The organism is Telmatocola sphagniphila, from assembly GCF_018398935.1.
Taxonomy (GTDB): domain Bacteria; phylum Planctomycetota; class Planctomycetia; order Gemmatales; family Gemmataceae; genus Telmatocola; species Telmatocola sphagniphila.
Window position 1 is genome coordinate 3,236,623 of sequence record NZ_CP074694.1, and the last position, 27,000, is coordinate 3,263,622.

Genomic DNA, 27,000 nt, shown 5'->3' on the forward strand with positions numbered 1-27,000 from the left:
ACTTCAAGATCTCACAACCATGAACCTTCGAACGACTTTATTACTTCTGATACTCGCGGGTGGTTGCGTCGGCCTTTTCTATAAAGGCCCGGAGGTAGCGACGAAGCTGGGCTTGCCCACCCTCGAACCGGCTATCCCCGCGGAATCGGCGCAACTCCTGACGCAGATCCGTCCGGATAACATCAAACGCATCGAAATCGCTACTGCCAAAGATACTTTGGAGCTGAAAGCGGATGCACCGGGTAAACCTCTGGAGATGACGGGCAACTGGCCGACCCGCCAGTCCGAAGTCGAACAATTGAAGTCGCTTCTGACCTCGCTGTACACCCGCTTTGCACCGATTCCGATTACCGGGGAATCGAAGCTGGAAGAATATGGGCTGGGCAAATCCAACCAGCCCGTGACTGTGAAAATTGAATCTTCCGGGGCAACTGAGACCTTGGTTTTTGGACAACCCGAAGTAAAGCCGGGCGAGAATCCCTTTACCCGCCCAACTTATCTGCGCGTAGATAACAAGCCGGAACTGCTGCGACTGGGGCCGGACGTCATGCCCGTTCTCAACCGCAAACCCGACTATTATCGGCGTCGTCAGTTGTTCCCGGATACCGAGCGGATTCGTTTCGATGAAGGCAACGGGGAATCTTCTACTTCGATTCCGGTTCTGACCGATGCCGTCCAGGAAATTGTAGTCAACGGACCGGCGGGCCGTTACGCCCTCAGCCGGACGCAACCCACCCCCAAACCGGCACCTCCGGAAGGCAAGCCCGGGGCCGATGCCACACTGGCCGCGACCAAACTGGCCGATGCCTGGGAGATCAGTCAGCCACTCGTTGACCGCGTCGATCCCACCAAACTGAAAAATATCCTGACCACGATTCCCGATATTTGGGTCGAGCAATTCATCGAAGAAAAGGATTCGACCAAGACCGGCCTGGAGGAGAAGGATAAGCCGCTGGAGTTGACTTTGAAGCTGACCAATGGCGGCAACCGCACCTTGCTGATAGGCAGAATCACTCGAGTGAATACTCGTACCGAAGCGGCTCCGCCGCCGCAGCCGGGCATGCCCCCGCAACCTCCGAAAATCATCGAAGAGAAGTTTTACCACGCCCGGTTGGCGAACAATCCGCAGCTTTTTGAAATCAAAGGCGACAAGCTGGCGGAGGTGTTCTTCAACGACTCTCCGCCAATGCCGCAGAACCCCGAAGAGATTGCCAGCGGTCCGAAACGAGCTCTCGACGAACTTCGCGATGCCAATCTCGTGCGCCTGGACGCCGATCGAGTGACCAAGATTCAGATTAATCGCCCCGATCAATCCCGTCTGGTGCTGGATAAGACCAAAGCCGATGGTAAAGACGCCACCAAGAAAGATCGCTGGGATCTCGAACAACCTTTCAAGGGACTGGCGGAGAACCAGCCGGTCGAGGACCTGATTCGTCCCCTGGTGGGGCTGAAATCGGGCAAAAAGGAAATCCTCGACCGCCCGACCTACCAGATACTGCTGGGCGGCTTCGCGTTCGCCGATCTGCAGACACTCCATCTCGATCTTAACTCGGCCACCGAAGTTCGGCTGACTGCGGATGGAAAAACCAAGACCTTATACATCGGCCGGCACGATCCGTTGAAGAAAAAAGTTTATGTGCGGGTCGAAGGCCAGGAACGCATCGATGTGGTGGGCGACGATTTCCTGACCGCGATGAACAAACAGGCCCGCGCCTATCGCTCCCTGAAGCTGTTCGATCTGGGTGATAACCGGATCGATGCCATTACCGCGCAGCGCGGTGCTGTCGAAAAATTCGCCTTGCAGGAAATTCCAGGAGCGACCACCAAATGGCAACTTCTGGAGCCGGTGAAGACCGAAGCCGACACGAGTAAAGCCAGTTCCGCCATCTCGAATCTGGCGAATCTGGAAGCCACGGAATTCGTCTTCGATCCCCTCACGGAAAAAGAGAAGTCTCTTTACGGCAGCCTTCTCGGAGCTTCGGGACTGGCCGTACTCAACGGCGGCGATGGCTTCGGTTTTGGCCAGCCGACTCTCCAGGTAAAAGTCCATTTCGCCGGTCCGAAACCGCCCACTGAGCAGACTCTGCAAGTGGGCAATGCTCGCGCCGATAAGCCGGAACAGTACTATGCCCGGTTAGCCGGCTCGCCGACGGTCTTTTCCATCAATAAGAGTGCCATCGAAAGCCTCAATCTCGGGTCGGTAAACTTCCTCTCCACTCAGCTTTGGGCCGGAGCGAATCCGACTAAGATTACCATTCAGAAGGGTACCGAACAGCCCTACACGCTGGTCAAAAATGAATTGACCTGGAAGATCACTTCTCCGTTCGAAAGCGGTATCGACATCGGTAGCGTCGCTCCGCTGCTCGGCAGCTTGTCCAGCGTCTCGGTGGTGAAGTATGAAGCCCATAACACCACCGACCTCAAGAAATATGGTCTGGATGCCCCCACCCTGAAAATTACTTTCCAGGCTACGGAAAAAGGACCACAACCCGATGCCAAGGAAGTGACCCAGGAACGCACACTTTTGATCGGCAACGCCGATGGCCCGGCCAAAGAACCCGCCAAGCCGAACTACTTCGCCAAACTGGCAGATAAACCGGCGATTTTCGTCGTGCCCGACATTCTGTTCGCCGATGCCAACAAGTCGGCTTTCGATCTGCTTTCCAAGAATCTGCTCAATATTCCGCTCAACGAAGTGAACAAGATTCAGACAAATATCGGCAGCGAAGCCGTCACTTTGATTAAGTCGGGAGCCGAATGGAAACCGGAGGGAGCGACTTTCGCCCTGGATAGACCGGCCATCGAAGGTCTGCTTCGAACGGCCGCGAATTTGTCTGCGGAAAAGTTCGTCGCGTTCGGTCCCAAAGTCGAATTCGCCAAATACGGGCTCGATGACGCCAGCAAACCGGCAAAAATCACAATCGGCTCCAGCGACAAATCGCACGTCATTCTTCTGGGCAAAGAAACCGAAAACAAGCTAGGACGCTTCGTTCGAATCGATACCAGCCCCGGTGTCGCGGTGGTCCCCATCCCCACAGCCTCCGAATTGAATAAAACCAAACTCGACTTCGTCGACAAGTCGCTCATCCGGTTCGATCCGCTGGAGTTGCAGGCCATCCACCGAACGATGAATGGCAAAGAACTGGAACTCGTCAGCGATACCCGGGGTTGGAAGATAGCCGCTCCCACCAAAGAAAAGGCCGACCAACCGACTCTGGAAGAATTGGCGGATCGCTTAACCAACCTGCGAGCCATCCGCTGTGCGGCGCTGGATGTGAAGGATTTCGTGCCCTTCGGTCTGGATAAACCGGCCTCCGTGGTGACGCTGGATCGACTCGACGCCAAGGGCAAAGAGTCGAAATACACTCTGAAAATCGGCAAGCCCGTCAATGATAAATCGCCCGATCGATTCGTAGCACTGGACGGTTCCTCAACGGTACTAGTTCTGGCCGGGAGCACGGCTACGAAACTCCTTGCCGAACCGGTAGCCTTCCGGGATCGCACGCTGGCAACCTTCCTGAATGCTGACAAGATTGTCGTTCAGACTCCGCAGAATACCCGCACCTTCACCAAGGGGGACACCGGTTGGAAAGTGACCGAACCAGTGAAGGCAGATGCCGATGATGAATCGCTTCGAGAACTGCACGACATTCTGGCCAAACTGCGGGCCGATGAATTTGTGGCGGAAAAAGCTGCCAAGCTCGAAGATTATGGTCTCGATAAACCGACTCACTGGAAACTTTCCGCAAGCGGCAAAGAAGTTCTGGATCTGCTGGTCGGTAAGAAGGAGTCGGGGCCGGGCCAACGCGTCTACGCCAAACTGGCGAACGACGACCGCATCGCCCTGCTCGATTCGGCAACCAGTACAAAACTGACTCAGGAATATCGCAAGCGAACACTCTGGGAAACTTTGGACGTGGCTCAGGCCAATTCGATTTCGGTCGACTTCAAAGATGATAAAGGAAGTTACCGGTTCATGAAGGGACCAGCCGGCTGGCTCGACGCCAACAAGCCGGCAGATCCGATCAAAGCCGAAACGGTAACCGATTTCCTCGATTGTATGGCCGGCTTGAAAGCGGAAAAGTTCGTCACCGACAAGGAAGGCGACTACAAACTCTATGGCCTCAAACCGGCCGAACGAGTAATCACGGTGGCTACCCCGGCTGGGAAGCGAACTCTGGAAATCGGCCGGGTCGATGACTCCAAACGGGCCTACGCCAAGCTCCCGGACAAGCCGGAAATTTTGTTGCTGAGCGAGAAGGATACTCAGCGATTGCTGAAAGACCGGGCGGGTTTCGCTAAATAGACCAGGTAATTTCGCACTTCACCGAATTGGCGATGTAACACTCTTCGTGCGAGTGGTGATGCAGATTTTCGATCTCTTCACCACTGGGAAGTTTATCACCCGAAAAAACAATTTTCGGATGCAGCATCACGCGGGTGATGCCCATCCGACCCTCTTGAATTGTTTCCAGTACTCCCATGGCCTCATCTACATACGAATCGACTCGGAACCCCTTTTTGGCCGCAAGATAAAGAAACGTGAGCATGTGGCAGGAACTCACCGCGGCCACAAACGCCTCTTCCGGATCGACCGCACTGGGATCGGAGAAGGGTAATCTCACTGCGTGAGGGGAAGAAGAGGCTCGTAGTTGGATGCCGCCATCGAAAGCCCATTCGTGAACCCGAGAATACTGATTGTCGGTGAATTTCTGATCTGAGCGAGACCAGCGCACCACGGCCGTGTGATTCGACATATGTTTCGCCCCTATAGTTTTCGCCATCGTATTAAACTACCCAGTTTTACAATGAAAATTTGCTCAGATTTCGTCGGAAGTTGCACTTTCATCAATTTTCCACCTATGGTAATTTTACATCCGGTGAATGGTATCACCTGGTCCTCTGGCGAATGGAATCGTCATCGTGCTTCCCATCGAATCTCTATCTAACTCTTTATATTCCAACGGCGTAGCCCGTTTCATGGCCCATTTCGCTAAGCTGTTCCCCGACATTCATATGAAGGACCTAACGGTCGATGTAGCGGGACCTGGGCGAGAAGTCACCATCGATGGTCACAAAGTGATCAACTTCGGCTGCGATTCGTTTCTCGGACTCGATCGCGATCCACGAGTCTGGGACAGCCTCAAAAAAGGCATCGACCGCTGGGGCTCGCATAATGGCGCTTCCCGCATGTTCAACAGCGTCCGCTCGAACGTGGATGCGGAAAACAAGATCGCCGAATGGCTGGGAACCGAAGCCAGCGTCATCTATCCTTCGGTCACTCTGGCCAACGCCGGCGTCATCCCGGGGCTAGTAACCAAGGGCGATGTCATTGTGTGCGATGAATTCGCGCACAATTCCATTCAGGAAGGCATCAAAATCGCCAAGGCGAACGGCACCCGCAGCTTCGTCTTCAAGCACAACAATCTTCAGGATCTCGAACGAAAGCTCGAAGAAGCCAAACCCTACAAGCATGCCCTGATCACCATCGATGGCGTCTACTCGATGAGCGGTTCCCTGCCCAAGCTGAAAGAGATGCACGCCCTGGCTCTGAAGCACAACGCCATCCTCTATGTGGACGATGCCCACGGCACCGGCGTCATGGGCAAGCATGGCCGGGGTACCGTTATGGATAACCTCGGACACTACGAAAACACTCTGGTTATCGGTTCGCTCTCGAAGGCGTTCTCCTGCATGGGGGGCTTCGTCGGTTGCCCCAAGAGCATGCAGGATCTTCTGAAGATTCGCTCCAACAGCTACATTTTCGGTGGTCCAGTTGCCCCCTGCTATCTCGATGCCATTTGCACGGTTATCGATATCCTTCAGTCAGACGAATACGAGCAACTTCAGGACAAACTAAACGAAAATCTCAGCACCCTGGTCTCGGGAGCTCAGGACCTGGGTCTGATCGTACTCGGCGGGCACACGCCGATCATTTCGATTCTCGTCGAAGACGAAGCGAACTGCCTCCGGGCGGGTAAGATGCTCTTCGATCTGGGCTGCTACGTTCAATCAGTGGCTTTCCCGGCCGTTCCCTACCGCGCGGCCGTGTTGCGGATTCAGGTGAATGCGAACCACGACCTGGCTCAAATTCGGAATCTGGTGGCCGCACTGGGTGAAGTGCAGAAAGTCATTGAGCTGCCCAATGTCCGTGCGAAGCTGGCGGCCTGAGTCTTTTCGCTGTCACCCGCACGCATCGCCTGATAAACTGACCTCCGGTATTACCGCATCACACCGGAGGTTTTTCAAACCATGTCTCTCCCGCGCTTGTTGTTTTCCGCCGTATTGGTCTGTCTGCTGACGGCCAGCTACACCCAGATTTCCTGGGCAGCCGATGCCCCGACCTGGGTCTACTTCGGCACTTATACCGATAATCTCAGCAAAGGTATCTATAAGAGCGAACTGGATCCTGCCACGGGCAAGCTCTCGGAACCGGTACTGGTCGCGGAAGCCACCAGCCCTTCGTTTCTGGCGATCCACCCGAATAAGAAGTATCTCTACGCGGTCAGTGAAGTTTCCAGCTTCAATGGCAAAAAAGCCGGGGCGGTTGTCAGCTTCGAAATCGATCCCAAGACAGGAATGCTTAAGGAATTGAATAAAGCCAGCAGCGTCGGCGATGGTCCCTGCCATCTGATTGTCGATAAAGCTGGCAAGAATGTCATCGTCGCCAACTACGGCGGCGGGAGCTGCGCTTGCATTCCAATCGAATCGGATGGCAAGCTGAAGGAAGCCACAAGTTTTCACCAGCACGCCGGCCCGGTAGCCCTACCCAAGCGGCAGGGGACGCCGCATGCTCACTCGGCCAATGTTTCTCCCGATGGCAAATTCGTCTTCGTGGCCGATCTGGGTTTGGACCAGATCAAAGTTTACAAACTGGATGCCGATGCTGGAAAACTCACGCCAAACGATCCGGCCTTCGCCAGCTTGGCTCCCGGGGCCGGTCCACGCCATTTCGCCTGGCACCCGGACGGCAAAAGGGCTTATGTTATCAACGAAATCGACATGACCGTGACTTCGTTCGACTTCGACGTTGACAAAGGTGTTCTGACCAAGAAACAGACCATCTCCACGCTGCCGAAAGGTGAGATGCAGACCCCCGATTATAAGTTCTCCACCGCCGAAGTCGTCGTGCATCCTTCGGGTAAGTTCCTCTACGGTTCAAATCGCACACACAACACGATAGCGATGTTCGCGATTGGCGAAGACGGGAAGCTCGTTCACTTGGGAAATCAGGGGGAAGGTGTGAACATTCCTCGCAACTTTAACATCGATCCCAGCGGTAAATGGCTGCTCGTGGCGAATCAAGAAGGGAATACTGTTACGGTCTACGAGATCGATCAGAAGACTGGAAAGCTTTCCGGAGTGAAGCAGACCGTGAAGGTGGGCCATCCGGTCTGTATCAAGTTCTACACCCCGTGAATCGTTTCGAATTAAGCGGCAGCAAAACTCTTCCTCAAGAGTTCCAGACTCTTGGGGATGGCTGTCCGGACATCTTCATTTCCTTCAAATTCCAGTGAGATATAACCCGTGTAATTGTGCTTTTTCAGCAGTTTGGCAATTTTCCCATAATCCAGATCGAGTGTATACCAGAGCCCGCCGCCGTAGTAGGTCTTCGCCTGCACCAGGCAGGCTTTATCCGCAATCATTTCCAACTTGTCGTAGGGTTCTTCGAAGAAATTGCCGGTATCGCAGGTGACCCGCAGCCAGGGGGAATTGATCTTATCGACAATTTTCATTAGTCCTTCGGGAGTCCGACCGAGGCCCCAATGATTTTCCAGCCCCAGGGTCACACCGCATTTCTCGGCCGTTTTCAGACAGGCGGTATAGCCGTCGATAACCCAGTCGAAAGCATCCTGATCCTTGTAGCCCTGGATCGGCGGCTCTATGCCACGATTTTTCATCAGTTCGTCGAAATTTTTGCTGGTTCGCCAGGTGCCGGTATTAACCCGCATGGTCGGAATACCCATCGCGTAGGCGAGTTCGATCTGCTTGCAGACGATCTCGACATTCTTTTTGCGTTCTTCGGCGCTGGGGTACATGAAGCTTTGGTGGGTAGAGAAGCCGTTGAGCGAAATCCCAAGAGCATGTGCCCGTTTTTTATATTTCTGAAGAGTGGCGTTATCCTCATTTTCCATCTGGCGATGCAGAATCTCGACCGCATCGAATCCCCACTCAGCGGCCTGGTCGATATTCTTCTCAATGTCCCGCCAGTCTTTGTTCTTGAACTGCCAGAACGAATAAGTGGAAATGCCAATTCGGTTGGGCTTCCATTTGGACTCTTTAGCGGTTGTCCGAGCCCGTAAGGGTGCGATCGCTCCTACCGTTCCCACGACCCCAGCTGCCAGAAAATTTCGACGGGATATGGACATGGTTGCTCCTTGATTTTGAAATTCTTGATAGAGAGAATACACAAAATCGATTGGACGAGTTAGCGATTTATCCAAAGAATTTTCGCTTCTCAACTTGCTGGGAGGTTCCGATGGCGAAGGGCTCCAAGATCATCTACAGCGTGCATCCCGCCGTGGCGATGGTGCAGAAATCGCTGGCCTCCCTGAAAGAGAAAACTGGCCGCACTCTGGAAGAATGGCTGGCGTTCATCGAAGCCCAAGGGCCTGCGGATGAAAAAGGGCGAATCCAATGGCTCAAGGAAAAACAGGATCTCGGGACGAATTACGCCAAGTGGCTGGCCGAGCGATCCTTCGGCAAAGGCGGTGATGAAGATAGTCCGGAAGCCTACCTCCAAGCGGCGGAACGTTACGTGCAGAACATGTTTTCCGGTCCCAAAGCCGGGTTGCTTCCCCTGTACGAAAAGCTCATTTCTCTCAGTCAATCGCTGGGTAAAGATGTGAAATTCTCTCCCTGCGAGACGATTGTGCCTTTTTACCGCCACCACGTTTTTGCCCAGGTGAAGCCGAGCACTCGAACTCGAATCGATTTTGGGCTGGCGCTGGGAGATACACCGGCCACGGGGCGATTGATCGACACCGGCGGCTACGCCAAGAAGGATCGAATTACGCACAAACTGGAAGTATCAACGCTGGAGGATATCGATGCGGAACTGGAAAAGTGGTTGAAAATGGCCTATCGGAAAGATGAGAAGTAACCTCGGGTGGTCCTCACCCGAGGCCACCTTTATGCGAAAAGATCATTTCTTCTTTTCGAGGCCCTGCTCGGCCAGAATCTTCGCGGCTTTATTGGCATCCTCCACACTATCGAAAGTTATGAAACCGACGAACTTGGAACCGATGACGCACATGATCGAACCATGCAGGTTAATGCCTGCTTTGGCCCATTCCATTTTCAGACGAAATGCCAGACCGGCCGTATTATCGCCTTGAATGTGCATTACCACGGGATCGAAGACTTCGCTCATCCCGGCCGCTTTGGCCGCTTTCATCTGCTCCTGACCCACGATCGGGCCTACAAAGAGAATCCCGTGACCGGGCTTTTCGGGTAAACGTTGCGTGTAAACGTATTCGAGATTGGCACCCGACTCAGCGACAGCGGATAACTTGGAAGCGACACCACCGACTTGATCTTTGACCTCGGCGGCCCAGACGTGAATGCGGTCCATTTTGAAGCTCATTGGAAAGCTCCTTTCATAAAAGTGAGTGACCTATTTGCGATCATACCCATCCGTTGAACGGAGACAATTAAATTCCCTCAAAAAGAACCATCCCAAGTGCCGGATGGGGAAGACAGAACAGATTTAAGTTTTTGGACGGACAGAGAAACCGGATCATTCAAACATACATCAACGTGCCTAGATTCCTCGCCTTCCGTAAGATAACAGTTAGTAACTCAGAAGGAACAGGTTGTATGTGGCCGACGATGCAGACTCAGGTGGGCCGGTTCAAGGAGTTGGAAGCCCAACTTGCCGACCCGGAAATCGCCTCCAATCACTCAAAATACCGGGCCGTAGCCAAGGAGCATGGCGCTCTGGCCAAACGAGTGAAACCTTATTTTGAATATGAGAAGATCACTTCCGAAGTCGAATCCGCCCGGCAGATGTTCGAGGCCGAGACCGACCCGGAAATGAAAGTCTACGCCGAGGAGGAACTCAAACGCCTGCTCGACAAACAGCTTCAGCTCAAAAATCAAATCGAAGACGATCTGCTGTTCGATCCCAGTGAGGATTTCGAAAGCTTAATCGTCGAAATCCGGGCCGGTACCGGCGGCGACGAAGCGGCGCTTTTCGCGGGCGATCTTTACGAAATGTATTCCCGCTACGCCCGCACCAAAGGCTGGAAACTCGAAAGCATCGATTTCAGCGAAGGCGAAATGGGTGGCTTCAAGGAAGTCGTCTTCAGCGTCTCCGGCGAGGATGTCTACCGCAAGCTCCGCTATGAATCGGGCGGACACCGCGTGCAACGCGTTCCCAAGACCGAAACCCAGGGACGCATTCACACTTCCGCGGCGACGGTGGCCGTGCTGCCCGAACCCGATGATTCGACCGTGGAAATCAAGGATTCGGATATCGAATGGGAACGCATGCGAGCCGGGGGCGCTGGGGGCCAGCACGTGAACAAAACCGAGTCGGCCGTCCGGATCTGGTACAAAAAAGGCACGCCGGACGAACTGGAAGTGAAATGCCAGGATGGCCGAAGCCAGACCAAGAATTACGAACAGGCCATGCGTATTCTTCGATCCCGCGTCTTCGAACGGCATCAGCAGAAAGTGGCCAAGGAAAGAGCCGACGCCCGCAAGAACCAGATCGGTTCCGGCGATCGCAGCGACCGCATTCGTACTTACAATTTCCCTCAGAACCGACTGACCGACCATCGAATCAATCTCAACCTGTACAAGCTGGATATGATTATGATGGGAGAACTGGAAGAGCTCATCAGTGCGGCCCAGGAATACGACAAGAAACAACGGCTCGGACAGTTGTAATCTCGGCAAGCCAGGACTCGTTAAGACCAGGAAGGAATTGCATGTCGACGGAGCGATGGACCATCCTGAAATTGCTGTCCTGGACCGAGGATTTTTTCCGACAGAAGAATATCGAATCGCCTCGACTCGAAGCGCAGATCTTGCTGGGCCACGTATTGAAGTGCGACCGTATCCACCTCTATACCCGAACCGACGAAGAACCGGATGAAGCCAGCCGGGCCGCTTTCCGGGAACTGATCAAAAAGCGAGCCGATGGCACTCCGGTCGCCTACCTCGTTGGCTATCGCGAATTCTACTCGCTGAAATTCGAAGTCACCCCGGATGTTCTGATCCCGCGACCGGAAACGGAGCTCCTGGTTCTGAAATGTCTGGATCGCATCTCCAAGATTTCCAAACCGAAAATCCTGGACGTCGGGACCGGCTCCGGCTGCATCGCAATTACCCTAGCCAAGCAGAATTCCGCGGTGCAGGTGCAGGCCATCGACCGCAGTGATAAAGCCCTCGCCGTCGCTCGAAATAACGCCCAGAGACACGAAGTTTCCGACCGTATCCAGTTTCTGGCCGGGGATTTATTCCAGCCTCTGAAAAAAGAGGTTAGCTTCGACTTGATCGTCAGCAACCCACCTTACATTTCTGAAGCCGAGTACAGCCAACTCGATAAATCGGTCCGCGATTTCGAGCCGAGAGAAGCTCTTTTAGCCGGTGCGGATGGACTGGATATCTATCGCCGACTAATACCGGAGAGCGCGCCTTTTCTGAAATCGGAAGGCTTTCTGGCGGTGGAAATTGGCAGCACCCAACAGGAAAACGTCGAGCAGATCTTCCGAGAGTCGTTTACAGATGTGACCACCATTCGAGATGATGCGAAATTGCCGCGAATTGTCCTGGGGAAAAAGCGATAGTAGTGTCATGCCCCGTCCGGTATTCTTAGGGAAGGTGATTATTCCTTGAGAAAGCCAACATGAACCGCCTGCGTGCTCTGACGATTCTCTCTCTGCTCGCTCTCCCCATTCTCTTCCTCTCCGTCACGGGGATGTACTATCTCTGGAATTCCAACTGGATATTCTGGGCCTGGTTTCCGCTGGCCGGATGCTTCGCCACCGCCTACCTGCTGGGCTGGTACTGGCAGCGCGAACACCGGATCGAGAGCCTGAAAGCGGAAATCCCCGAACATTCCACCAACCGCGATCGGGAAGCCTGGAAAATCGTCGAGGAGTTTGCCAAAGGGGCGCCCGATCGAACCCGGCTCGACGATAGCGAATATTACTTCTTGCAAGCTCGATCTTTGTCCGAGCGAGTGGCCGCCCTCTACTATCCCAACTCGAAAACTCCTCTCGGCAATGTCACCCTTCCCGAACTGCTGACGGCCATGGAACTGGCTTCAGCAGAAATGCGAAAAAAATTCGAAGATTACGTACCCGGCGGCCACCTTTTCACGATCAACAATTTACGCTATGCCGGGATGGCCCGGGCCTGGGTACCGCGCGTCCAAAATGCCATGTGGATGGGCTCGGCCATTCTCGATCCCTTCAAGACCGGCGTGCGCTACCTCGCTAACCGCTACGGCGTCAACAAACCGATGGACCAGTTCCAGGAAAATCTGGTCGGCTGGTTTTACGCGATGTTCGTCCAGCGGGTCGGGCACTATCTCATCGAACTCTACAGCGGGCGGTTGAAAGTCGGCACCGAGGAATACCGGAAGCTTATGATGGAAGCGCATGGTATCGCACCCAGCGATACACCGGAAGTGAAGCATTCCCCGGTACGAATCACGCTTATTGGGCCTGTTGGTTCGGGCAAATCGGATCTGGTTCGAATCTTGCTACACAATACCGCCATAGACAATCCGACTACGGAACCCCTGATTCACCGGCTGGAATTGGCCGAGATTACCGAAGAAATCCGACTAGTCGATACGGTGCCCTATACCCAGGTGAACGAAACCGAACTCGTGAAGTATTCGGATATCTGGAATCAGGCCGACTTGATTCTTTGGGTGGTGGCCGCCGGGCGATTTTCTGCGGATGACAAAGCCCTATACGCCAACTATCGGGAGTACTTCCGCAAACAACCGAACCGCAAAGCCCCTGCGGTTATTTGGGTACTCACCAAGATCGAAACTTTGGCACCGGCCAACGAATGGAATCCGCCGTATGAATGGCAGGATCCCCAGTTGCCCAAGGAACATTCACTTGCCACGGCCATTAACACACTTCAGGAGGAAGTGGAAGATGGCGAGTTGCTGATCGTCCCGGCGAAAGTTTCAGAAGGCAACCACTGGGGTGTAGATGATTTTCTACTGCCGATGATCGGGTTGCACATGCGAGACGCTAAGGCGGTAGCAAGACTTCGCGACCTGGAGCAGAAACATCGCGGCGAGCGATTTGGGAAGGTGGTCGATCAACTTCTGCACGACGGCCGCGAAGTGCTGGGAGGCTTTTTAAGTAGGCTGAGGTCGAGGTAGCAGCCCTGAGTTTTGCTTGCGATCAAATCGCCTGCTTCCGATAGGGATCCACGACGTGGATCTGCATGAATGAAGCCGGATTCGCCAAGGGTTCAAACCCATATCGTTGATAGAGCCCATGCACATCGCGAGTCACCAGCACGAATCGGCGTAGTCCTTGCAGTTCGGGATCAGCCATGATGCATTCCATCAACCACGTTGATAGCCCACGGCCTCGATGCAACTCGAGAATAAAGACATCACACAGATAGGCGAAGGTTGCTCGATCCGTCACGACTCGCGCGAAGCCCACTTGCTGTTCACCCTCATAAACGCCGAAACAGAGCGAATTCTCAATCGCTTTTTGTAGCAATATGCGAGGTATTCCCGCCGCCCAATAAGATTGTTCCGCCAGGTAGCGATGGATGATCTCGATGTCCAATTTGTGTGGATCGGTCGAGATAGAGTAGTTCAACTTATGATGTGTGAGATGCGACAATGAATCCCCTCGGGGGATAGGATATGAGCGGCGTCCGATGCTTTAATTAGGCTATGAAGTATTACGACAAGTTAGGATTAGAAAGGTTCGGGGAGGGGTGAGCCTGATAATCCCGTTCGTAAGCATGGATGCTATAGAGATTCACAAAATTCGAAGACTACCGCAAGTGATTGGCTAGTGTAGTGTCTCACACAGAATGTGTTTTATCCAAGGTAGCCCTCGCCCGGCGGACTTTCTCCAGAATAGCCTCGGCTTTGGCGGTCCACTGGAATCCCTTTCCTGTGTTGTTGTGATGATCGATGTAGCCTTCAATCGCCTGGATTAATTGCGGCACGCTTCGAAATGTCCCTCGACGCAGTCGTTTGTCCGTCAAGTCGCGAAACCAACGCTCCACCAGATTCATCCAGGAACTACTCGTGGGGATGAAATGCATGTGGAATCGAGGATGCCGGGCTAGCCAACGCTTAACTTTGGGATGCTTATGCGTAGCGTAGTTATCCACGATCAAATGCAAATCCAAGGACGGATCGGTGGCCGTCTCGATCCGTTTGAGAAACTTGATCCATTCCTGGTGTCGATGTCGCGGCATGCACTCGCCAATCACAATTCCCTCGGCCACGTTCAAAGCCGCGAACAGAGTGGTGGTGCCATGACGCATGTAATCGTGAGTCAGAGTGCCGCAACGGCCGGGTACCATGGGCAAGCTTTTTGCGTGCGATCAAGGGCTTGTATCTGACTCTTCTCATCGCAACTGAGCACCAGGGCGTGCTCGGGAGGGTTCAAGTACAAGCCCACTACATCCCACAGTTTCTCGGCGAATTGAGGATCATTCGATACCTTGAAGGTCTTATGCAAATGAGGCTTCAGACCGTGGGACGACCAGACCCGCTGCACGGTGGCTTTGCTCACTCCTACCTCTTGGGCCATCGTTCGTGTGCTCCAATGAGTCGCACCGGATGGTTTCTCCTGAGTGGTCTTGCGGAGAATTTCTTCGACGACTTTCCGGCTGATCGCTGGCGTTCGACCCGGCCGCGAAGCGTCCCGTTCGATACCCGCCAAACGCAGCTTCGCAAATCGGGTCCGCCAGCGCGCCACCGTGGGCTTCGACGTGCCGCATTCCTCAGCAATGTCCTTGTTCCGTACACCCGCGGCCGCTGCGAGTATGATCTTCGCCCGCAGGACCAGCCGAGCGGGAGTACTTCGTCCCCGAGACCAAGAAGTCAAAGTTTGTCGTTCCTCGTCAGAAAGTAAGATTGGCAGCGCGACTTTCATGGGTTTTCTCCTCCTCTATAGAGTAAACCGCAAAAAGGAGCTAAAAGTAACGCTATTTCTGGGACACTACACTAGAGATTCTTACCTACCGCTAAGGGGAATCCGCCTTTTTACACCTGCAAATTCTGCAGTCGTAGCGACTTTGGTGCTCGTCAGCACCGCGAAAGATTAGGAGTGCCGGACGAGTGACTGTCTTCGTGGTCAGATCCCTAGGGGACTGGCTCCGAAGGTGCCTGTCCCCTAGGGAATTATGGACAAAAATCCTTTCTCTTAGCCAAATTCGTATGGCCCAGGCACCGAGCTCAGAGCCAGTCCCCTACGATAGTACAAAGCACTTCCGAAGATATTGAATCCACTAAACCAGATTCAATTGCAAAATTATCGAAAGAGTGATTAAGGACGAGGAGGTCACATCCCTAGGGGACTGGCTCCGAAGGTGCCTGTCCCCTACGAAAGGATTAGATGATATGAAGATCTTGACTGTTCCAACCCAAATTCAATTGCAAACTTATCGAAAGAGTGATTTAGGACGAGGAGGTCAGATCCCTAGGGAGCTGGCTCCGAAGGTGCCTGTCCTCTTGGGATAAAGTCAGTTTGATGTCTAAATATTCGTAGGGGACAGGCACCGAAACCGGAGCCTGTCCCCTACGAATTGTTGCCGGAGCCTGTTGGCTATGAAATTGTATAGGCCCCCCAACAAAAAAAGCCGGGAGAATCTCCCGGCTCGCCTCAAGTCATCTTGAGAAATTCAATTATTTGTGAGCGTCGTGGCAGGCCTTGCAAGACTTGCCGAGGTTGCCCAAAGCGGCAGTGGCAGCTTCCAAATTCTTATCGGTAGCTGCCTTGTCGAGCTTGGCTGCTTCTTCGCTGTAAGCCTTGGCCAGCTTCTCCCAGGATTCCTTGCTGCCCTTTTCCACTTTGTTCTTGGGCAGATCGGCCGCCAGCTTGGCATATTCCTTGGTCAGCTTGCTGACATCGCTCCAATTCACATCACTAGCCTTCAGAGCCTGCTTCGTCTGATTGTGCAGTCCCTTCTTGCCACCGTTGACCTTCTTCATGATCGTTTCGGTATCCGCATAATCTGCGGCCGACATCTGAGCAATCGGGAACGACAGCACGCAAGCCACCAATGCCAGACCAGCCAACCCACGAATCTTCATTCAATTTCTCCCTGAAAGTTAATGAACACGCCACGGCCACACTTCCGCAGGCAGCCCGTGCCGACTCATCGCGGTCCTGGACCGCTAAGTAGTATTTGGGAAAGCATCTTAATCGCTGATCGCGACGCAATCCAGTGATTTATCGGAAAATTTCAGCACAAGGCCGCAGCAAACTGCTTCAGCCCTCGAAACTTCTATCGGCGGGATCCAATCCCCCGGGCTTTTCCAACTCACCTGGCTTTCCCAATCGGAAAAAGCTAGGCTGGATGGGTTGGCATCCGCTTGGGGAAAATCATCTTTTCAACTTCTCTGAGTCTACGCCAAGCAGTACATAAATCAACCTAAGGTCATCAAAACGGCGTTTCCCGCTATCAAAAAAATGATGATCTGATGACCTCTCTAGGCAAATTCCTGACATTGCAACGCGGAACACCTCAAAATCCTTGGGAATTTCAGCAAAGTGTCGCCTAAAAATTGGACCAACTCGAGTCATCAACTCTCAGACCGTGATGACCTCTCTAGGGAAATTCCTGACGCACCTTAGTTCCCTCGGAGATCCCCGCTTTTATGCGAAAATCCTGGCAACTTTGCACTCTCTCGAATTATTCCGAGTGGCTTTTGAAAAATCCGTTTTGAAGCCGAACTTGAGAGAGGTAAACTGAAAAACAACCCTGCCGAATGATCTCTCCTTTTGTCGAGGTTCCCATGTTTCCTTTTAATCGACGCGAGTTTCTCAAACATTCTGCCGCAATATCGGCGGCCCTGGCCAGTAGACGTGCCATCTCCGCAGATGAAAAACCGAGCAGTTCAGCGAGCAAGGTCAGCTCTAACGACAAACTTCGCGTGGCCGTGGTGGGCGTGAATGGTCGCGGCATGACACACGTGGCCGAATTCACACGGCCGAGCATGGGAACCGAAATCGTGGCGGTGTGCGATTGCGACGAGGGCGTGATCGGCAAGGCGATGACCACCATTGAAAAGAATCAGAAAAAGACGCCGAAGTACGTCAAGGACATCCGAAAGCTCCTGGAAGACAAATCGATCGATATCATCAGCATCGCCACACCGAATCACTGGCACTCCCTGGCCGCTATCTGGGCGATGCAGGCTGGGAAAGATGTTTACTGTGAAAAGCCAGTGAGCCACAACGTTCGCGAAGGCCGGATTCTGGCCGAGACCGCTCGGAAGCTAAACAAAATTTGCCAGTGCGGCACCCAAAGCCGAAGCAACCCGGGCATGATCCAGTCGATCGAAGCGGTACATAGCGGGAAGATCGGAAAAGTTTCACTCGCCTATGGCACCTGTTACAAATCCCGAGGATCGATTGGGAAAGTGGCTAAACCTACCGCACCACCCAAGGGATGCGATTACGATCTCTGGTGCGGTCCGGCTCCCGTGCTGCCGATCGCGCGAGCCAAAATGCATTATGATTGGCACTGGACCTGGGCTTATGGCAACGGCGACCTGGGCAATCAGGGCATCCACGAAATGGATAAAGCCCGTTGGGGACTGAACAAGCACGAACTCCCCAAATCAGTGCTCAGTCTCGGCGGCCGATTCGGCTACGTCGACGATGGCGAAACGGCCAATACGCAGCTCTGCCTTTTCGACTATGGCGATTGTCATCTGCTGTTTGAAGTCCGCGGCTTAAAAACGAAAGGCACTCAACCTTCGAAGAATACCAAGGCCTCTACGATGGTAGGCAATATTTTCTTTGGCGATAAGGGCATTGTCGTCTGTCCGAGTTACGGGTCGGGGATGGTTCTCGATCTCGATGGAAAGATACTGAGCGAGCATGCCGGCGGCAAAGACGAATATCACTTCACGAATTTCGTCTCGGCGGTTCGCAATCGCAAACCGGAAGAACTGCATGCGGAAATCACCGAAGGGCATCTCTCGAGTGCCCTCTGCCATTTGGGAAATATCAGCTATCGCAACGGCATCGAGACGCCAATTTGCGAAGTGAAGAAATTCAGCAATGTGCCTACCGCAAATGAAGCCTTCGGCCGGATGGTGGAGCACCTGAAAGACAATAAGGTCGACATCACAACGGAGAAGTGCAAGGTCGGTCTCGAATTGCACATCGACCCGAAGAAGGAAGTATTCACCGATCCTAATCCGGCGGCCCAGAGCATGCTGTTCCGAGAATATCGGAAAGGTTATGAAGTGAAGGATCTGGTCTAAAACTTTTCGATGGGAAGTGGAGAAACAACTTCTCTACTTCCCTTTGTTGAGTCCGAAAACATCTCGAAAGAGCATTTTGCAGATAAAGAAAATATTGGAGATATAACGCCCGCCGAGTCTTCGGGGCTCCTGCAACCAGCGAAACAGCCATTCCAGTCCCACTTTTTGCATCCAACGCGGGGCGCGAGCCAACCGCCCCGACATGAAGTCGAAAGTCCCCCCGATCTGAACCGCCAGCGGCACGCCCGTCTGAGCCAGATTCTCACTCATCCAGTACTCCCCTTTGGGTTGCCCGAATGCCACGAACAATAAATGCGTATTGCTCTGCCGAATCCGCTCCAGTTGAGCCTTGTGCTCTTCCTCCGTTAATTGGCGAAACGGCGGACACTCGATCCCGGCGATTTCCAGCCCGGGATATTTTTCTTTCATCTTTTGGGCAGCGATTTCCGCGGTTCCTGGCGCCCCCCCGAGAAAATAGAGGCGGTATTTTTTTTCAGCCGCGTGGGCACAGAGTAGCGGGATTAGGTCGGCCCCGGCCACGCGCTCGGGCAGTTTTTTCTTGCGGAACCGAGTCGCCCAGACGATCGGCTTGCCATCCGCGAGGATGAATGAGGCTTTTTCGTTGATCTCCTTCAGGCGGTCGTTTCGCTCGCAGAGCATCACGTAGTTCAGATTGGCGGTGATGAAATACTTGGGCGATCCGCCGCCGGTAATGCACTGGTCGATATGCTCGAGAGTCTGCGACATCGTGAAGGGAGCAAACGGTACACCCCAGACTCGTACTGGCTCGAAGCGGCTCGCGGAGGTCATTTCTGGACTTTCGATCATTTCTGTCTCTGGTTCGGCGACTAAACGACCAAGTGTCACTTGGGATTATGCTGCTGATTGTTCCAATTCTACTACAAGATCTGAATTTTCGGGGATTTCTGATTGCTAGGGAATGAAACTGGCTTATAGTTTTTGCAGGAGCCTGAACTTTGAGGAAAAGGATGGTCCTCCAGGCAAGCTCGGTAAACTTTAACGACTGGATATTTGGTAACGAATGGATTGGGTTTTACTAGTACTGGTCATCTTCGTCACAGTGCCTCTCGTGGTGCTGGCCAGTGAGCTATTTTTGTCGCTGATCGCCAAGAATCGTCCCAGCGCCCGACTGGTGGCCCATCGGACTTCCTGCGCCATACTGGTCCCGGCACATAACGAAGAAGCTGGCATCACCAAAACTATCAAATCGATTCAGGATCAGATGCGTCCCGGAGATCGATTGGTAATCGTGGCGGATAACTGTGCCGACAGGACCGCGGAAAAAGCGCGGACCACGGGCTGCGAAGTGCTGGAACGCTTTGACGATATCAATCGAGGTAAAGGTTTTGCGCTCGATTTCGGAATGAAGCATCTCCTGACTGCTCCGCCAGAAATCGTCGTGGTGATAGATGCCGACTGCGGCTTGCATCCGGGCTCACTGGACGTGATCGTGTATCAGGCCGAGCGTACGAACCGACCGGTTCAAGCCGTTTATTTGCTGAATGCTCGGCCCAATGCGAGTGCCAAAGAACAGATCTCCAACTTCGCCATGCTGGTAAAGAATCGAGTACGGCCCTATGGCCTGCATCAGATCGGTGTACCTTGTCTTTTGACAGGCACGGGAATGGCTTTCCCCTGGCCGATGTTTCGCGATGCCGAGCATGGCACCGGAAATATCGTCGAAGATATGAAACTCGGAGTGGATCTGGCTCTGGTCGGCACACCGCCGCTGTTCGAACCCGATGCGCTGGTGACGAGTGATCCCGCTCCCACGAGTTTGGCCACGATCAAGCAGAGAACGCGTTGGGAGCATGGTCACGTCAAGACACTCACCACCCAAGCCCCTCGTTTGCTTTTGACGGGGCTTAAGAAGTTTCGCGCAAGTTTGGTTCTTCTGGCACTTGATTTAGCGGTTCCACCGGTTTCGCTGTTGTTGACGACTTGGGCATTTATGCTAGTTGTTTGTGCAGCGTGGTGGCAGCTTGAAGGAGGCTGGAGAATTTTACCAATAATTCTTACGAGCGCTTTCGGGTTGAATTTGGTGGCACTAGCTATGGTGTGGCTGAAATTTGGCCGAAACACCGTGAAGTTGATAACCCTTGCAAAAATCCCTTGGTATATCGTGTCGAAGATACCGATTTATTTGAAATTGGTCGTTTCTCCGCAGAAAAAGTGGGTGCGGACGGACCGTTAGTAAACGGCGAACGATCTGTTGATCGTACGTTTGTGAAAGCTTTAATCGGTCCGATTTTTGCTAGTGAAGGAATTTCTCCAATATGTCTTTAATTACCGGTTGAATCGGTAATAATAGCTGAAGTAATTTTTGGTACTGAGTAGATCACGTATGCAACTGTTAGAGAGTCCACCGATCTCGGCCCCAGTATCGGTAACAACGACGAAGATGTTACCGGTCTACCTGCAGACCGCAGCCACTAACTCGGCTACGTACGCACTCGCCAAAAGAATACTGGATGTCGCGGTGGCCGCGATCATGCTCCTTTGCTTGATGCCGTTATTTCTGGTCATTGGCCTGATCATCAAGTTTACCGACGGCGGCCCGATCTTTTTCAAGCAACGCCGGGTCGGCTTGAACGGCAAAGTGTTCGACTTCTATAAGTTTCGCTCAATGGTCATCAACGCCGAAGCTCTGAAGGCCCAGTTGATGGAAAAGAACAAGCATAATAACTCGATTACTTTTAAGATGAATCGCGATCCGCGAGTTACCTGGATCGGCCGCATCATTCGAAAAACCAGTATCGATGAATTACCCCAGTTTTTCAACGTTCTCTGCGGCGATATGTCGCTCGTCGGTCCGCGGCCCGCAGTAGTTTCGGAAGTGGAAAAATACACTTCGCATGAACGTCGCCGTCTCGGCACCCTGCCCGGTCTCACTTGCATCTGGCAGGTGAGTGGGCGAGCGGATCTGGATTTCCGCCAGCAGGTCGAACTCGACCTTCGCTACATTCGGGAACGAAGTTTTTGGCTAGATGTTCAACTGATGTTTAAAACGATCCCGGCTGTGCTTTCTGGTAAGGGTGCTTACTAGTTATTCGTTTTGTGCCGATTCTTCCAACTCTAGGAATCGGCCGGTTCTCCGAGGGGTTCGGTTTCTGCGGATCGCGCCTTGAGACCGACGGACTATTACGACTTTCACTTCCGCTTCAATCCAATTTACCCCAACTCTCCCGTCGATGATCCACGCAAGCCCGCATGGAGAATCTGAGAATGGCTAGTTTCTACGTCCTGCCGCCCCGCGCCCTACTACAGCGACAACTTCGTTCGATCGTCAGTGCGTACCTGCCTGGTGCCCGAATCAATGAGGAGGTACTCCTGGAACTATTCCACAACCAGGCCGATGATCAGCATTTCATTCTGCATCGGGAAGACCTGCCCGAAGGTATGGCTCCCCTGGAAGCCTTAGAATTGTTCTTCGGGGCGGAAGCAGGCGATCAGATTCTTCAGATTTCCAGTAGCGGCAATATCGAATCTCCCCGGGTTAAAGCGCTGGATACCGAAAAACTGGTGGCTTAAGCAGGTTTCCCCTCAGCAAACGGGGGGAGTTGCTATAATAAGTTCATCTCAACAGGTAGAGTAAATATGACGATGAACGACGCCAACAATAGTAGTGATCCGTGGGATTCCCTGGCCGAAGATTTGGGAGTCTCCTCCCATTCCCCCACGCACTCTCATTCCGCCCCTATGCACGAAGAATCCGATGCTTTCGTGGAACACGAAAGCCCCTCATCTATTGAAGATGGCCCAGAACTGCTGGACGCACCCGAGTTACTGGAAGAACCTTCGGATATCGAAAGTAATTCCGAAGCATCCGCCGAGGATCCTTCGGGCTTAGATGCCCCTCGCAAAAAACGCCGTCGTAGACGCCGTGGGAAAAAGCGAGCCGATGGCGAAACTGAAACCGGCGAAGGGGGCGAAGTAGCTGAAGCCGATCAAGCTGGTTCAGAGAATGCGGATATGGCGGGTACCGGTGATTTGGAAGACGAAGAAGAAGACGAAGTCGCCCGTCCTCAGCGAACGGCGGCGATTGAAGAAGAAATGGATGCCGATCCCTCCCACGAGCAGAAAGCATGGAGCGTGACTTCGTGGAAGGATCTGGTCGCCGGGCTTTACCGACCAGAAAGATGATCGCGAGTGGCACCCAATGATTGAAGCAAGCATTAAGAAGGTCGATATTAATTCTCTGCCGCAGGTTGCGGAGATTTATAACCAGATTTTTCGACCGGTGCGAACCGTCGAAAATCTGGAACGGCGTTTTCTCGGCCGACACAACCCGCTAATTCTTCTGGCCGAGGCCAAGGATCGTTCGGTCGGTTTCTTCGTCGGCTACGAATGGAAACCTTCCACCTTTTATGGCTGGTTCTACGGTGTGTTGCCCGATTTTCGGCGGCAAGGAATCACATCTCAGCTGATGGAATATGCCCACCGCTGGGCCACCGAACAGAAGTATGCCCGCTTCCGAATCGAGTGTTTCAATAGCCAGCGGCCGATGCTGCATTTGGCCATCGAACTTGGCTTCGATGTGCTGGGACTGCGCTACGATGTGGATCACAAAGAAAATCTGATTCTCTTCGAGAAAGCTCTGGGTTAATTTCACGGAATGTAGACGAACTCATTCGAATTCAAAATCGCCAGACAGAGATCCGCCCAGGCCGCTAAGGACGCTTTATCCAGATTCGCTTCCGTATTAAAAGTTCGAATAGTCTCTGCCCGGTCCATTCTTTTTTGCACCAAAGCTTTTTGATTCCCGAGAAACTCCAACGCACTTTGAACTTCCGATTCGGTCGGCTTGCGACTGTACGCACGCCGGTAGAGTTGCTCGACGGCGGACGATTGCGAAAGTTCCTTTTTCGTCCAGATCGCTTCCGCTAATCTGGTACTCTCCTCCAACAGAAAAGGCCCATTCATTAGCACGAGGCTTTGGGGTGCAAACGTAGAACGAACTCTTTCCGGGCAGGGAGAAAGCCGATCGGGTTGATCAAAAGCTTCGAAGATCGGCAATCGCACGTTTCGCTTTCCGAAGAGATAGAGACTTCGCCGATTCCATTGCCGGGAATCCTTGGTTACGGCCCACAGCCCTGCGGGTTCATCCTCTGTGAATATTAGATCATAAACTTCCGGCTCCAAGGGAACTTTGATCGAAGGGCCGCCCTGTTCCCGATTGAGCCGACCATTGGCAATCAGCACCGAATCCCGGATGGCTTCACCCTCCAGCCTTTTTCGATTCATCCGCCACAGCAAACGATTTTCGGGATCCGACTCCAGTCCTTTTGCATCCGGGCGGCAGGAACTGCCTTGGCGATAGGTATTGGAAAGAACCAGCATTCGTAAGATCGGCTTGGACTTCCAACCTCCTCGGGTGAACTGCAAAGCCAGCCAGTCGAGGAGTTCAGGATGGCTCGGCCGGCTTCCTCGGGTCCCAAAATCGTTGGGGGTAGAGACCAGCCCTCGACCGAACAAATGCTGCCAGAGCCGATTTACCCAAACGCGGCTCGTGAGCGGATGTTCGGGTCGGGTGAGCCAGCGGGCCAAATCCAACCGAGAGAATTTCGAGTTCGTCGGCGACTGAGTTACCTGTAACACACGAGGATAATCCGGTTCAACTGCCACCACTTTTCGGGACAATTCTCCACGCCGGAGAATATAGGCCTTTTGTCCCTTATCTTCATTCTGGATTGCAGTGGCTTGCGAGGGGGGAACGGGAAGTTCGGCTTCGAGGTTACTCAAGTGCTGCCGGAGCAATTCTCGTTTTTTCCTGTCTTCCGGGCTCAAAGCTCCCAGGATCTGATCCCAAGTCACCTTGGTGAGCGCTTGCGCATTTTTAGCGAGCTGCTTTTGTTCCTCGGAGCGTCGATCGGCCGGGAGTTCGAGAGCTTCCCGAAACTTCGGTTCCAGCGCTGCTTTTCTCTCTTGCCGGAGCTTCTGCTCATAGGCTTTGTCGATTGCGGAAATTTGATTTTTGATCGGCGCAATTTTCAGCATAACCTCCATGAGTTTTTTGGCATGTTCGTCGCGCTCGGCCTTGGTGGAAAAGTCGATTTCCTTGAGCTGTGCTGAAGTGAAAAAAGCTTCCAGCCGATAATAATCTCCCTGTGAAACGGGATCGAATTTATGGTCGTGGCAACGGGCGCAATTCACTGTGAGTCCCAGCACCGCCGAGCCCAACCCGTAGACCATCTCGGTCAGCACTTCCTGCCGAACTTCCTGGGGATTGAGGTTTCCGGATACGACATGAATTTGTCCGCAGCGATGCATTCCGGTAGCGACCCAGAGATCGCTCACCTCTCGAGGGTCCTTGCCTTGAGCCATTTCATCTCCCGCAATTTGTTCTGTCAAGAAGCGGTCGAAGGGCTTGTCGTCATTGAAGGACCGAATGACGTAATCCCGATAGCGCCAGGCATGGGGCCGATCGGCGTTCAGTTCGTAGCCGTTGGACTCGGCGAAGCGCACCAAATCCAGCCAGTGCATCGCCCAGCGTTCCCCAAAATGAGGGGAATTCAATAAACGATCCACCAGAGCTTCATAGGCGTCCGCCCGAGTGTCCTCTAAAAATTTTTCCTGTTCCTCCAGAGTCGGTATCAATCCGGTTAAGTCGAACGTGACTCGCCGTAACAAGCTGATTTTGTCCGCAGACTCAGAGGGAGTAAGGCCTTTCTGCTCCAGGGCCTGCAGGATAAAAGCATCAATCGGATTTCGGATCCAATTCGTATTTCTTGGTCGGGGAATTTCCGGCGCTTTCGGCGGTTGAAATGCCCAATGTGCGCGATCGGCCGCCGTCAGTTTAGGCTCCTGGTATACGAATTTGTCCTGACTGCTCAAAAATTGGGATGAGGCGAGCAAAATTAGACTGGCCAGAACGGCAGAGGCAAGTGAATTCCCAAGCATCGCGTTCCCTTAAAAGGAGGCTGAAAAAGTGACGGCAAAATCCGATCAATCTCAATTTTTTTTGCTGGTAGATACCGATCGCCAGTTCAGTTTACCAGATCTGCTTGAGGAATTCAGTTCTCATTAAGAACAGTACGTTCGTTAGAACCCTAATTTTCCTCTATTTTCGACAAATTTGGCTTCTTTTTTGCCCAGGAAAAAGTGACTTTAAAAATAGTCTCAAGCGAACCCGGTAAAACGTCGAAGGGTCAATGAGGTGATCCTTGGACTTCGTTTGACCCGGGGAGCGTATAATACAGTGAAGCCAACTTTTTCCCAGGTCGAACTTATGATTGCCCCTTTACAGCTAAATGCCCCAGCGGAAATTTCCAACTCAGAGAATTCCGCCGCGGGATCAGATGAAGCACTCGGGATTTACCTCAAACAAATGGGTGCAGTGCCCCTATTGTCCCGAAGCCACGAGTTTGAACTGGCCGAGCGACTTGATCGCCTGCGTTCTCGGTTTCGCTGGTCAGCGCTCCACTCCCCGATCGTTGCCCAATACTGCTTCCAACTCATCCAGAACACGCTTCAGTCGGGCAAACCGATTGACCCTCTTATTGAATCGGTGGGAACGGATAATCGAAGCAAAGAGAAGATCCTTTCGCGCTTGGAATTCCACTTCAAAACTCTGCCCGAACTTTTTGCTCGCGAAAAGCACCTCGCCTGCCATCCATATTCCGTTCGGAAGCGGTTTCGTAATCAGCGAAAAATTGCCCGACTCATGATGGAAATTTCGCCTCGGACCGAACTCCTGGAGAAAGCAATTTTCCAGTGGGTCTCGCAGGTTCAGATGATTCGAGTGGCCATCCGACGACAATCGACCGATCTGAATGCCGTTCCGCTGGAGGAGCAGGTTTACCGCTGCTTCGGTATGTCTTCCAAATTGCTCGATCAGTTTATTCGAGTGTTGGAGCGACGAAACAAACTCTACAACGAAGCCCGCAACGCCTTGGCCGAAGCTAACCTCCGCCTGGTTGTCTCGATCGCCAAAAAATATCGCAATCGCGGCCTGCCCTTCAACGACCTGATTCAAGAAGGCAATCGCGGCTTGATGCGAGCGGTCGATAAATTTGAGTATCGACTCGGCTATAAATTCGGCACGTATGCAACTTGGTGGATACGGCAGGGAATCACGCGATCCTTGCAGGAATTCCAAAAGCTATCGCGCGTTCCGGATACCGAGACAACCATGCCTCGCTCGGCGGAGCTACTGGAAACCGATCCTCAGCCTAACCATCGCTGGCACGGCAAATTACCGCTTTCCCTGCAAGACCCCATCGGGGAAGATGGCGAACGCCTCGTCGAAGATTTCATCAGTGCTCGGGAAACTGTCGTGCCAGGTCAGGAAGTGGACCAACGCCTCCTTCGCGAACGCATCCAGGAAGTTCTGCGCTCTCTGACACCGCGTGAAAAGGAAATTATCGAGATGCGGTTTGGATTGCTCGATGGCCGGGGACGCACTTTGGATGAAGTCGCTCGCTTCTTTGGAGTGACCCGCGAACGGATACGCCAGATCGAGTGTCGAAGCCTCAGCAAACTTCGCATTACCTCCCGGTCCAACCGGCTGGTGGCCTTCAAGGAATAGG

Annotated in this window: 21 protein-coding genes and 1 pseudogene; 14 read left to right on the forward strand and 8 right to left on the reverse strand. The window is 53.2% G+C overall.

Going from position 1 to position 27,000, the window contains the following annotated elements; all coding sequences use genetic code 11:
- Window positions 1–19: 19 nt before the first annotated feature.
- Window positions 20–4,306 carry a DUF4340 domain-containing protein gene (locus tag KIH39_RS12825; protein ID WP_213500052.1) on the forward strand — a complete coding sequence of 1,429 codons (4,287 nt, stop codon included), beginning with the start codon at window positions 20–22 and terminating at the stop codon, window positions 4,304–4,306.
- Here the strand turns inward: KIH39_RS12825 and KIH39_RS12830 are convergent.
- Entirely contained in the window at window positions 4,299–4,757 is a 459-nt protein-coding gene (locus KIH39_RS12830; protein WP_213500054.1) for an OsmC family protein, read from the reverse strand. The genes KIH39_RS12825 and KIH39_RS12830 overlap by 8 nt on opposite strands.
- Before the next feature lie 166 nt (window positions 4,758–4,923).
- Between KIH39_RS12830 and KIH39_RS12835 the strand changes: the two genes are divergently transcribed.
- A complete protein-coding gene (locus tag KIH39_RS12835; RefSeq protein WP_213500055.1) occupies window positions 4,924–6,171 on the forward strand; it encodes an aminotransferase class I/II-fold pyridoxal phosphate-dependent enzyme in 1,248 nt (415 codons plus the stop codon).
- An 81-nt stretch (window positions 6,172–6,252) separates the two neighbouring features.
- Window positions 6,253–7,419: a lactonase family protein gene (locus KIH39_RS12840; RefSeq protein ID WP_213500057.1), complete on the forward strand. Its 1,167-nt coding sequence runs from the start codon at window positions 6,253–6,255 to the stop codon at window positions 7,417–7,419.
- Between the two features lie 11 nt (window positions 7,420–7,430).
- Here KIH39_RS12840 and KIH39_RS12845 read toward each other — a convergent pair whose 3' ends face one another.
- Window positions 7,431–8,369 (reverse strand): sugar phosphate isomerase/epimerase family protein, encoded by a 939-nt coding sequence (locus KIH39_RS12845; protein WP_213500064.1) that lies wholly within the window; start codon window positions 8,367–8,369, stop codon window positions 7,431–7,433.
- Between the two features lie 110 nt (window positions 8,370–8,479).
- Here KIH39_RS12845 and KIH39_RS12850 point away from each other — a divergent pair, with 110 nt between their 5' ends.
- Window positions 8,480–9,103, forward strand: coding sequence for a DUF5655 domain-containing protein (locus tag KIH39_RS12850; protein ID WP_213500066.1), 624 nt, complete (start codon window positions 8,480–8,482; stop codon window positions 9,101–9,103).
- Between the two features lie 42 nt (window positions 9,104–9,145).
- Here KIH39_RS12850 and KIH39_RS12855 read toward each other — a convergent pair whose 3' ends face one another.
- On the reverse strand, window positions 9,146–9,586 hold the full coding sequence (locus tag KIH39_RS12855; protein ID WP_213500068.1) for an amino acid-binding ACT: 441 nt from the start codon (window positions 9,584–9,586) through the stop codon (window positions 9,146–9,148).
- Window positions 9,587–9,819: 233 nt separating this feature from the next.
- On the opposite strand from KIH39_RS12855, the gene prfA reads away from it, so the two are divergent.
- The 3 genes from prfA to KIH39_RS12870 are packed head-to-tail and all read left to right on the forward strand — an operon-like array spanning window position 9,820 to window position 13,357.
- Complete coding sequence (gene prfA / locus KIH39_RS12860) at window positions 9,820–10,893, forward strand: peptide chain release factor 1 (protein ID WP_213500075.1); 1,074 nt, start codon at window positions 9,820–9,822, stop codon at window positions 10,891–10,893.
- A gap of 41 nt (window positions 10,894–10,934) precedes the next feature.
- On the forward strand, window positions 10,935–11,795 hold the full coding sequence (prmC, locus tag KIH39_RS12865) for a peptide chain release factor N(5)-glutamine methyltransferase (RefSeq protein WP_213500077.1): 861 nt from the start codon (window positions 10,935–10,937) through the stop codon (window positions 11,793–11,795).
- A 59-nt stretch (window positions 11,796–11,854) separates the two neighbouring features.
- Window positions 11,855–13,357 (forward strand): GTPase family protein, encoded by a 1,503-nt coding sequence (locus tag KIH39_RS12870; RefSeq protein WP_213500079.1) that lies wholly within the window; start codon window positions 11,855–11,857, stop codon window positions 13,355–13,357.
- 22 nt (window positions 13,358–13,379) lie between these two features.
- Here KIH39_RS12870 and KIH39_RS12875 read toward each other — a convergent pair whose 3' ends face one another.
- From KIH39_RS12875 to KIH39_RS12885, 3 genes and pseudogenes are all read right to left on the reverse strand, one after another.
- Window positions 13,380–13,835, reverse strand: a complete 456-nt coding sequence (locus tag KIH39_RS12875) for a GNAT family N-acetyltransferase (RefSeq protein ID WP_213500081.1) — start codon at window positions 13,833–13,835, stop codon at window positions 13,380–13,382.
- Window positions 13,836–14,022: 187 nt separating this feature from the next.
- A pseudogene (locus KIH39_RS12880) lies at window positions 14,023–15,107 on the reverse strand (IS630 family transposase).
- 752 nt (window positions 15,108–15,859) lie between these two features.
- Window positions 15,860–16,267, reverse strand: coding sequence for a cytochrome c (locus KIH39_RS12885; RefSeq protein ID WP_213500089.1), 408 nt, complete (start codon window positions 16,265–16,267; stop codon window positions 15,860–15,862).
- 705 nt (window positions 16,268–16,972) lie between these two features.
- Between KIH39_RS12885 and KIH39_RS12890 the strand changes: the two genes are divergently transcribed.
- On the forward strand, window positions 16,973–18,451 hold the full coding sequence (locus tag KIH39_RS12890; protein ID WP_213500091.1) for a Gfo/Idh/MocA family protein: 1,479 nt from the start codon (window positions 16,973–16,975) through the stop codon (window positions 18,449–18,451).
- A 33-nt stretch (window positions 18,452–18,484) separates the two neighbouring features.
- Here the strand turns inward: KIH39_RS12890 and KIH39_RS12895 are convergent, their stop codons facing one another.
- Window positions 18,485–19,279 (reverse strand): WecB/TagA/CpsF family glycosyltransferase, encoded by a 795-nt coding sequence (locus KIH39_RS12895; RefSeq protein ID WP_213500093.1) that lies wholly within the window; start codon window positions 19,277–19,279, stop codon window positions 18,485–18,487.
- A 214-nt stretch (window positions 19,280–19,493) separates the two neighbouring features.
- On the opposite strand from KIH39_RS12895, the gene KIH39_RS12900 reads away from it, so the two are divergent.
- The 5 genes from KIH39_RS12900 to KIH39_RS12920 all read left to right on the forward strand — a co-directional run bounded on the left by KIH39_RS12900 (window position 19,494) and on the right by KIH39_RS12920 (window position 23,078).
- Entirely contained in the window at window positions 19,494–20,666 is a 1,173-nt protein-coding gene (locus KIH39_RS12900; RefSeq protein WP_213500095.1) for a glycosyltransferase family 2 protein, read from the forward strand.
- 150 nt (window positions 20,667–20,816) lie between these two features.
- Entirely contained in the window at window positions 20,817–21,518 is a 702-nt protein-coding gene (locus KIH39_RS12905) for a sugar transferase (protein WP_213500096.1), read from the forward strand.
- Window positions 21,519–21,697: 179 nt separating this feature from the next.
- Window positions 21,698–22,003, forward strand: a complete 306-nt coding sequence (locus KIH39_RS12910; protein WP_213500098.1) for a hypothetical protein — start codon at window positions 21,698–21,700, stop codon at window positions 22,001–22,003.
- A 66-nt stretch (window positions 22,004–22,069) separates the two neighbouring features.
- Window positions 22,070–22,615, forward strand: coding sequence for a hypothetical protein (locus KIH39_RS12915; RefSeq protein ID WP_213500100.1), 546 nt, complete (start codon window positions 22,070–22,072; stop codon window positions 22,613–22,615).
- Window positions 22,616–22,631: 16 nt separating this feature from the next.
- On the forward strand, window positions 22,632–23,078 hold the full coding sequence (locus tag KIH39_RS12920; protein ID WP_213500102.1) for a GNAT family N-acetyltransferase: 447 nt from the start codon (window positions 22,632–22,634) through the stop codon (window positions 23,076–23,078).
- Window positions 23,079–23,080: 2 nt separating this feature from the next.
- Here the strand turns inward: KIH39_RS12920 and KIH39_RS12925 are convergent, their stop codons facing one another.
- Entirely contained in the window at window positions 23,081–25,372 is a 2,292-nt protein-coding gene (locus tag KIH39_RS12925) for a DUF1549 and DUF1553 domain-containing protein (protein WP_213500104.1), read from the reverse strand.
- Between the two features lie 328 nt (window positions 25,373–25,700).
- Between KIH39_RS12925 and KIH39_RS12930 the strand changes: the two genes are divergently transcribed.
- A complete protein-coding gene (locus KIH39_RS12930) occupies window positions 25,701–26,999 on the forward strand; it encodes an RNA polymerase sigma factor RpoD/SigA (RefSeq protein ID WP_261353363.1) in 1,299 nt (432 codons plus the stop codon).
- The last annotated feature ends 1 nt before the right edge of the window (window position 27,000 follow it).

What these genes read in the sequence shown, in the direction of transcription:
- KIH39_RS12825 (WP_213500052.1), top strand. Translation starts at nt 20, where the DNA reads ATGAACCTTCGAACGACTTTATTACTTCTGATACTCGCGGGTGGTTGC.
- KIH39_RS12830 (WP_213500054.1), bottom strand. Translation starts at nt 4,757, where the DNA reads ATGTCGAATCACACGGCCGTGGTGCGCTGGTCTCGCTCAGATCAGAAA.
- KIH39_RS12840 (WP_213500057.1), top strand. Translation starts at nt 6,253, where the DNA reads ATGTCTCTCCCGCGCTTGTTGTTTTCCGCCGTATTGGTCTGTCTGCTG.
- KIH39_RS12845 (WP_213500064.1), bottom strand. Translation starts at nt 8,369, where the DNA reads ATGTCCATATCCCGTCGAAATTTTCTGGCAGCTGGGGTCGTGGGAACG.
- KIH39_RS12850 (WP_213500066.1), top strand. Translation starts at nt 8,480, where the DNA reads ATGGCGAAGGGCTCCAAGATCATCTACAGCGTGCATCCCGCCGTGGCG.
- KIH39_RS12855 (WP_213500068.1), bottom strand. Translation starts at nt 9,586, where the DNA reads ATGAGCTTCAAAATGGACCGCATTCACGTCTGGGCCGCCGAGGTCAAA.
- prfA (WP_213500075.1), top strand. Translation starts at nt 9,820, where the DNA reads ATGTGGCCGACGATGCAGACTCAGGTGGGCCGGTTCAAGGAGTTGGAA.
- prmC (WP_213500077.1), top strand. Translation starts at nt 10,935, where the DNA reads ATGTCGACGGAGCGATGGACCATCCTGAAATTGCTGTCCTGGACCGAG.
- KIH39_RS12870 (WP_213500079.1), top strand. Translation starts at nt 11,855, where the DNA reads ATGAACCGCCTGCGTGCTCTGACGATTCTCTCTCTGCTCGCTCTCCCC.
- KIH39_RS12885 (WP_213500089.1), bottom strand. Translation starts at nt 16,267, where the DNA reads ATGAAGATTCGTGGGTTGGCTGGTCTGGCATTGGTGGCTTGCGTGCTG.
- KIH39_RS12890 (WP_213500091.1), top strand. Translation starts at nt 16,973, where the DNA reads ATGTTTCCTTTTAATCGACGCGAGTTTCTCAAACATTCTGCCGCAATA.
- KIH39_RS12895 (WP_213500093.1), bottom strand. Translation starts at nt 19,279, where the DNA reads ATGATCGAAAGTCCAGAAATGACCTCCGCGAGCCGCTTCGAGCCAGTA.
- KIH39_RS12900 (WP_213500095.1), top strand. Translation starts at nt 19,494, where the DNA reads ATGGATTGGGTTTTACTAGTACTGGTCATCTTCGTCACAGTGCCTCTC.
- KIH39_RS12905 (WP_213500096.1), top strand. Translation starts at nt 20,817, where the DNA reads ATGCAACTGTTAGAGAGTCCACCGATCTCGGCCCCAGTATCGGTAACA.
- KIH39_RS12910 (WP_213500098.1), top strand. Translation starts at nt 21,698, where the DNA reads ATGGCTAGTTTCTACGTCCTGCCGCCCCGCGCCCTACTACAGCGACAA.
- KIH39_RS12915 (WP_213500100.1), top strand. Translation starts at nt 22,070, where the DNA reads ATGACGATGAACGACGCCAACAATAGTAGTGATCCGTGGGATTCCCTG.
- KIH39_RS12920 (WP_213500102.1), top strand. Translation starts at nt 22,632, where the DNA reads ATGATTGAAGCAAGCATTAAGAAGGTCGATATTAATTCTCTGCCGCAG.
- KIH39_RS12925 (WP_213500104.1), bottom strand. Translation starts at nt 25,372, where the DNA reads ATGCTTGGGAATTCACTTGCCTCTGCCGTTCTGGCCAGTCTAATTTTG.
- KIH39_RS12930 (WP_261353363.1), top strand. Translation starts at nt 25,701, where the DNA reads ATGATTGCCCCTTTACAGCTAAATGCCCCAGCGGAAATTTCCAACTCA.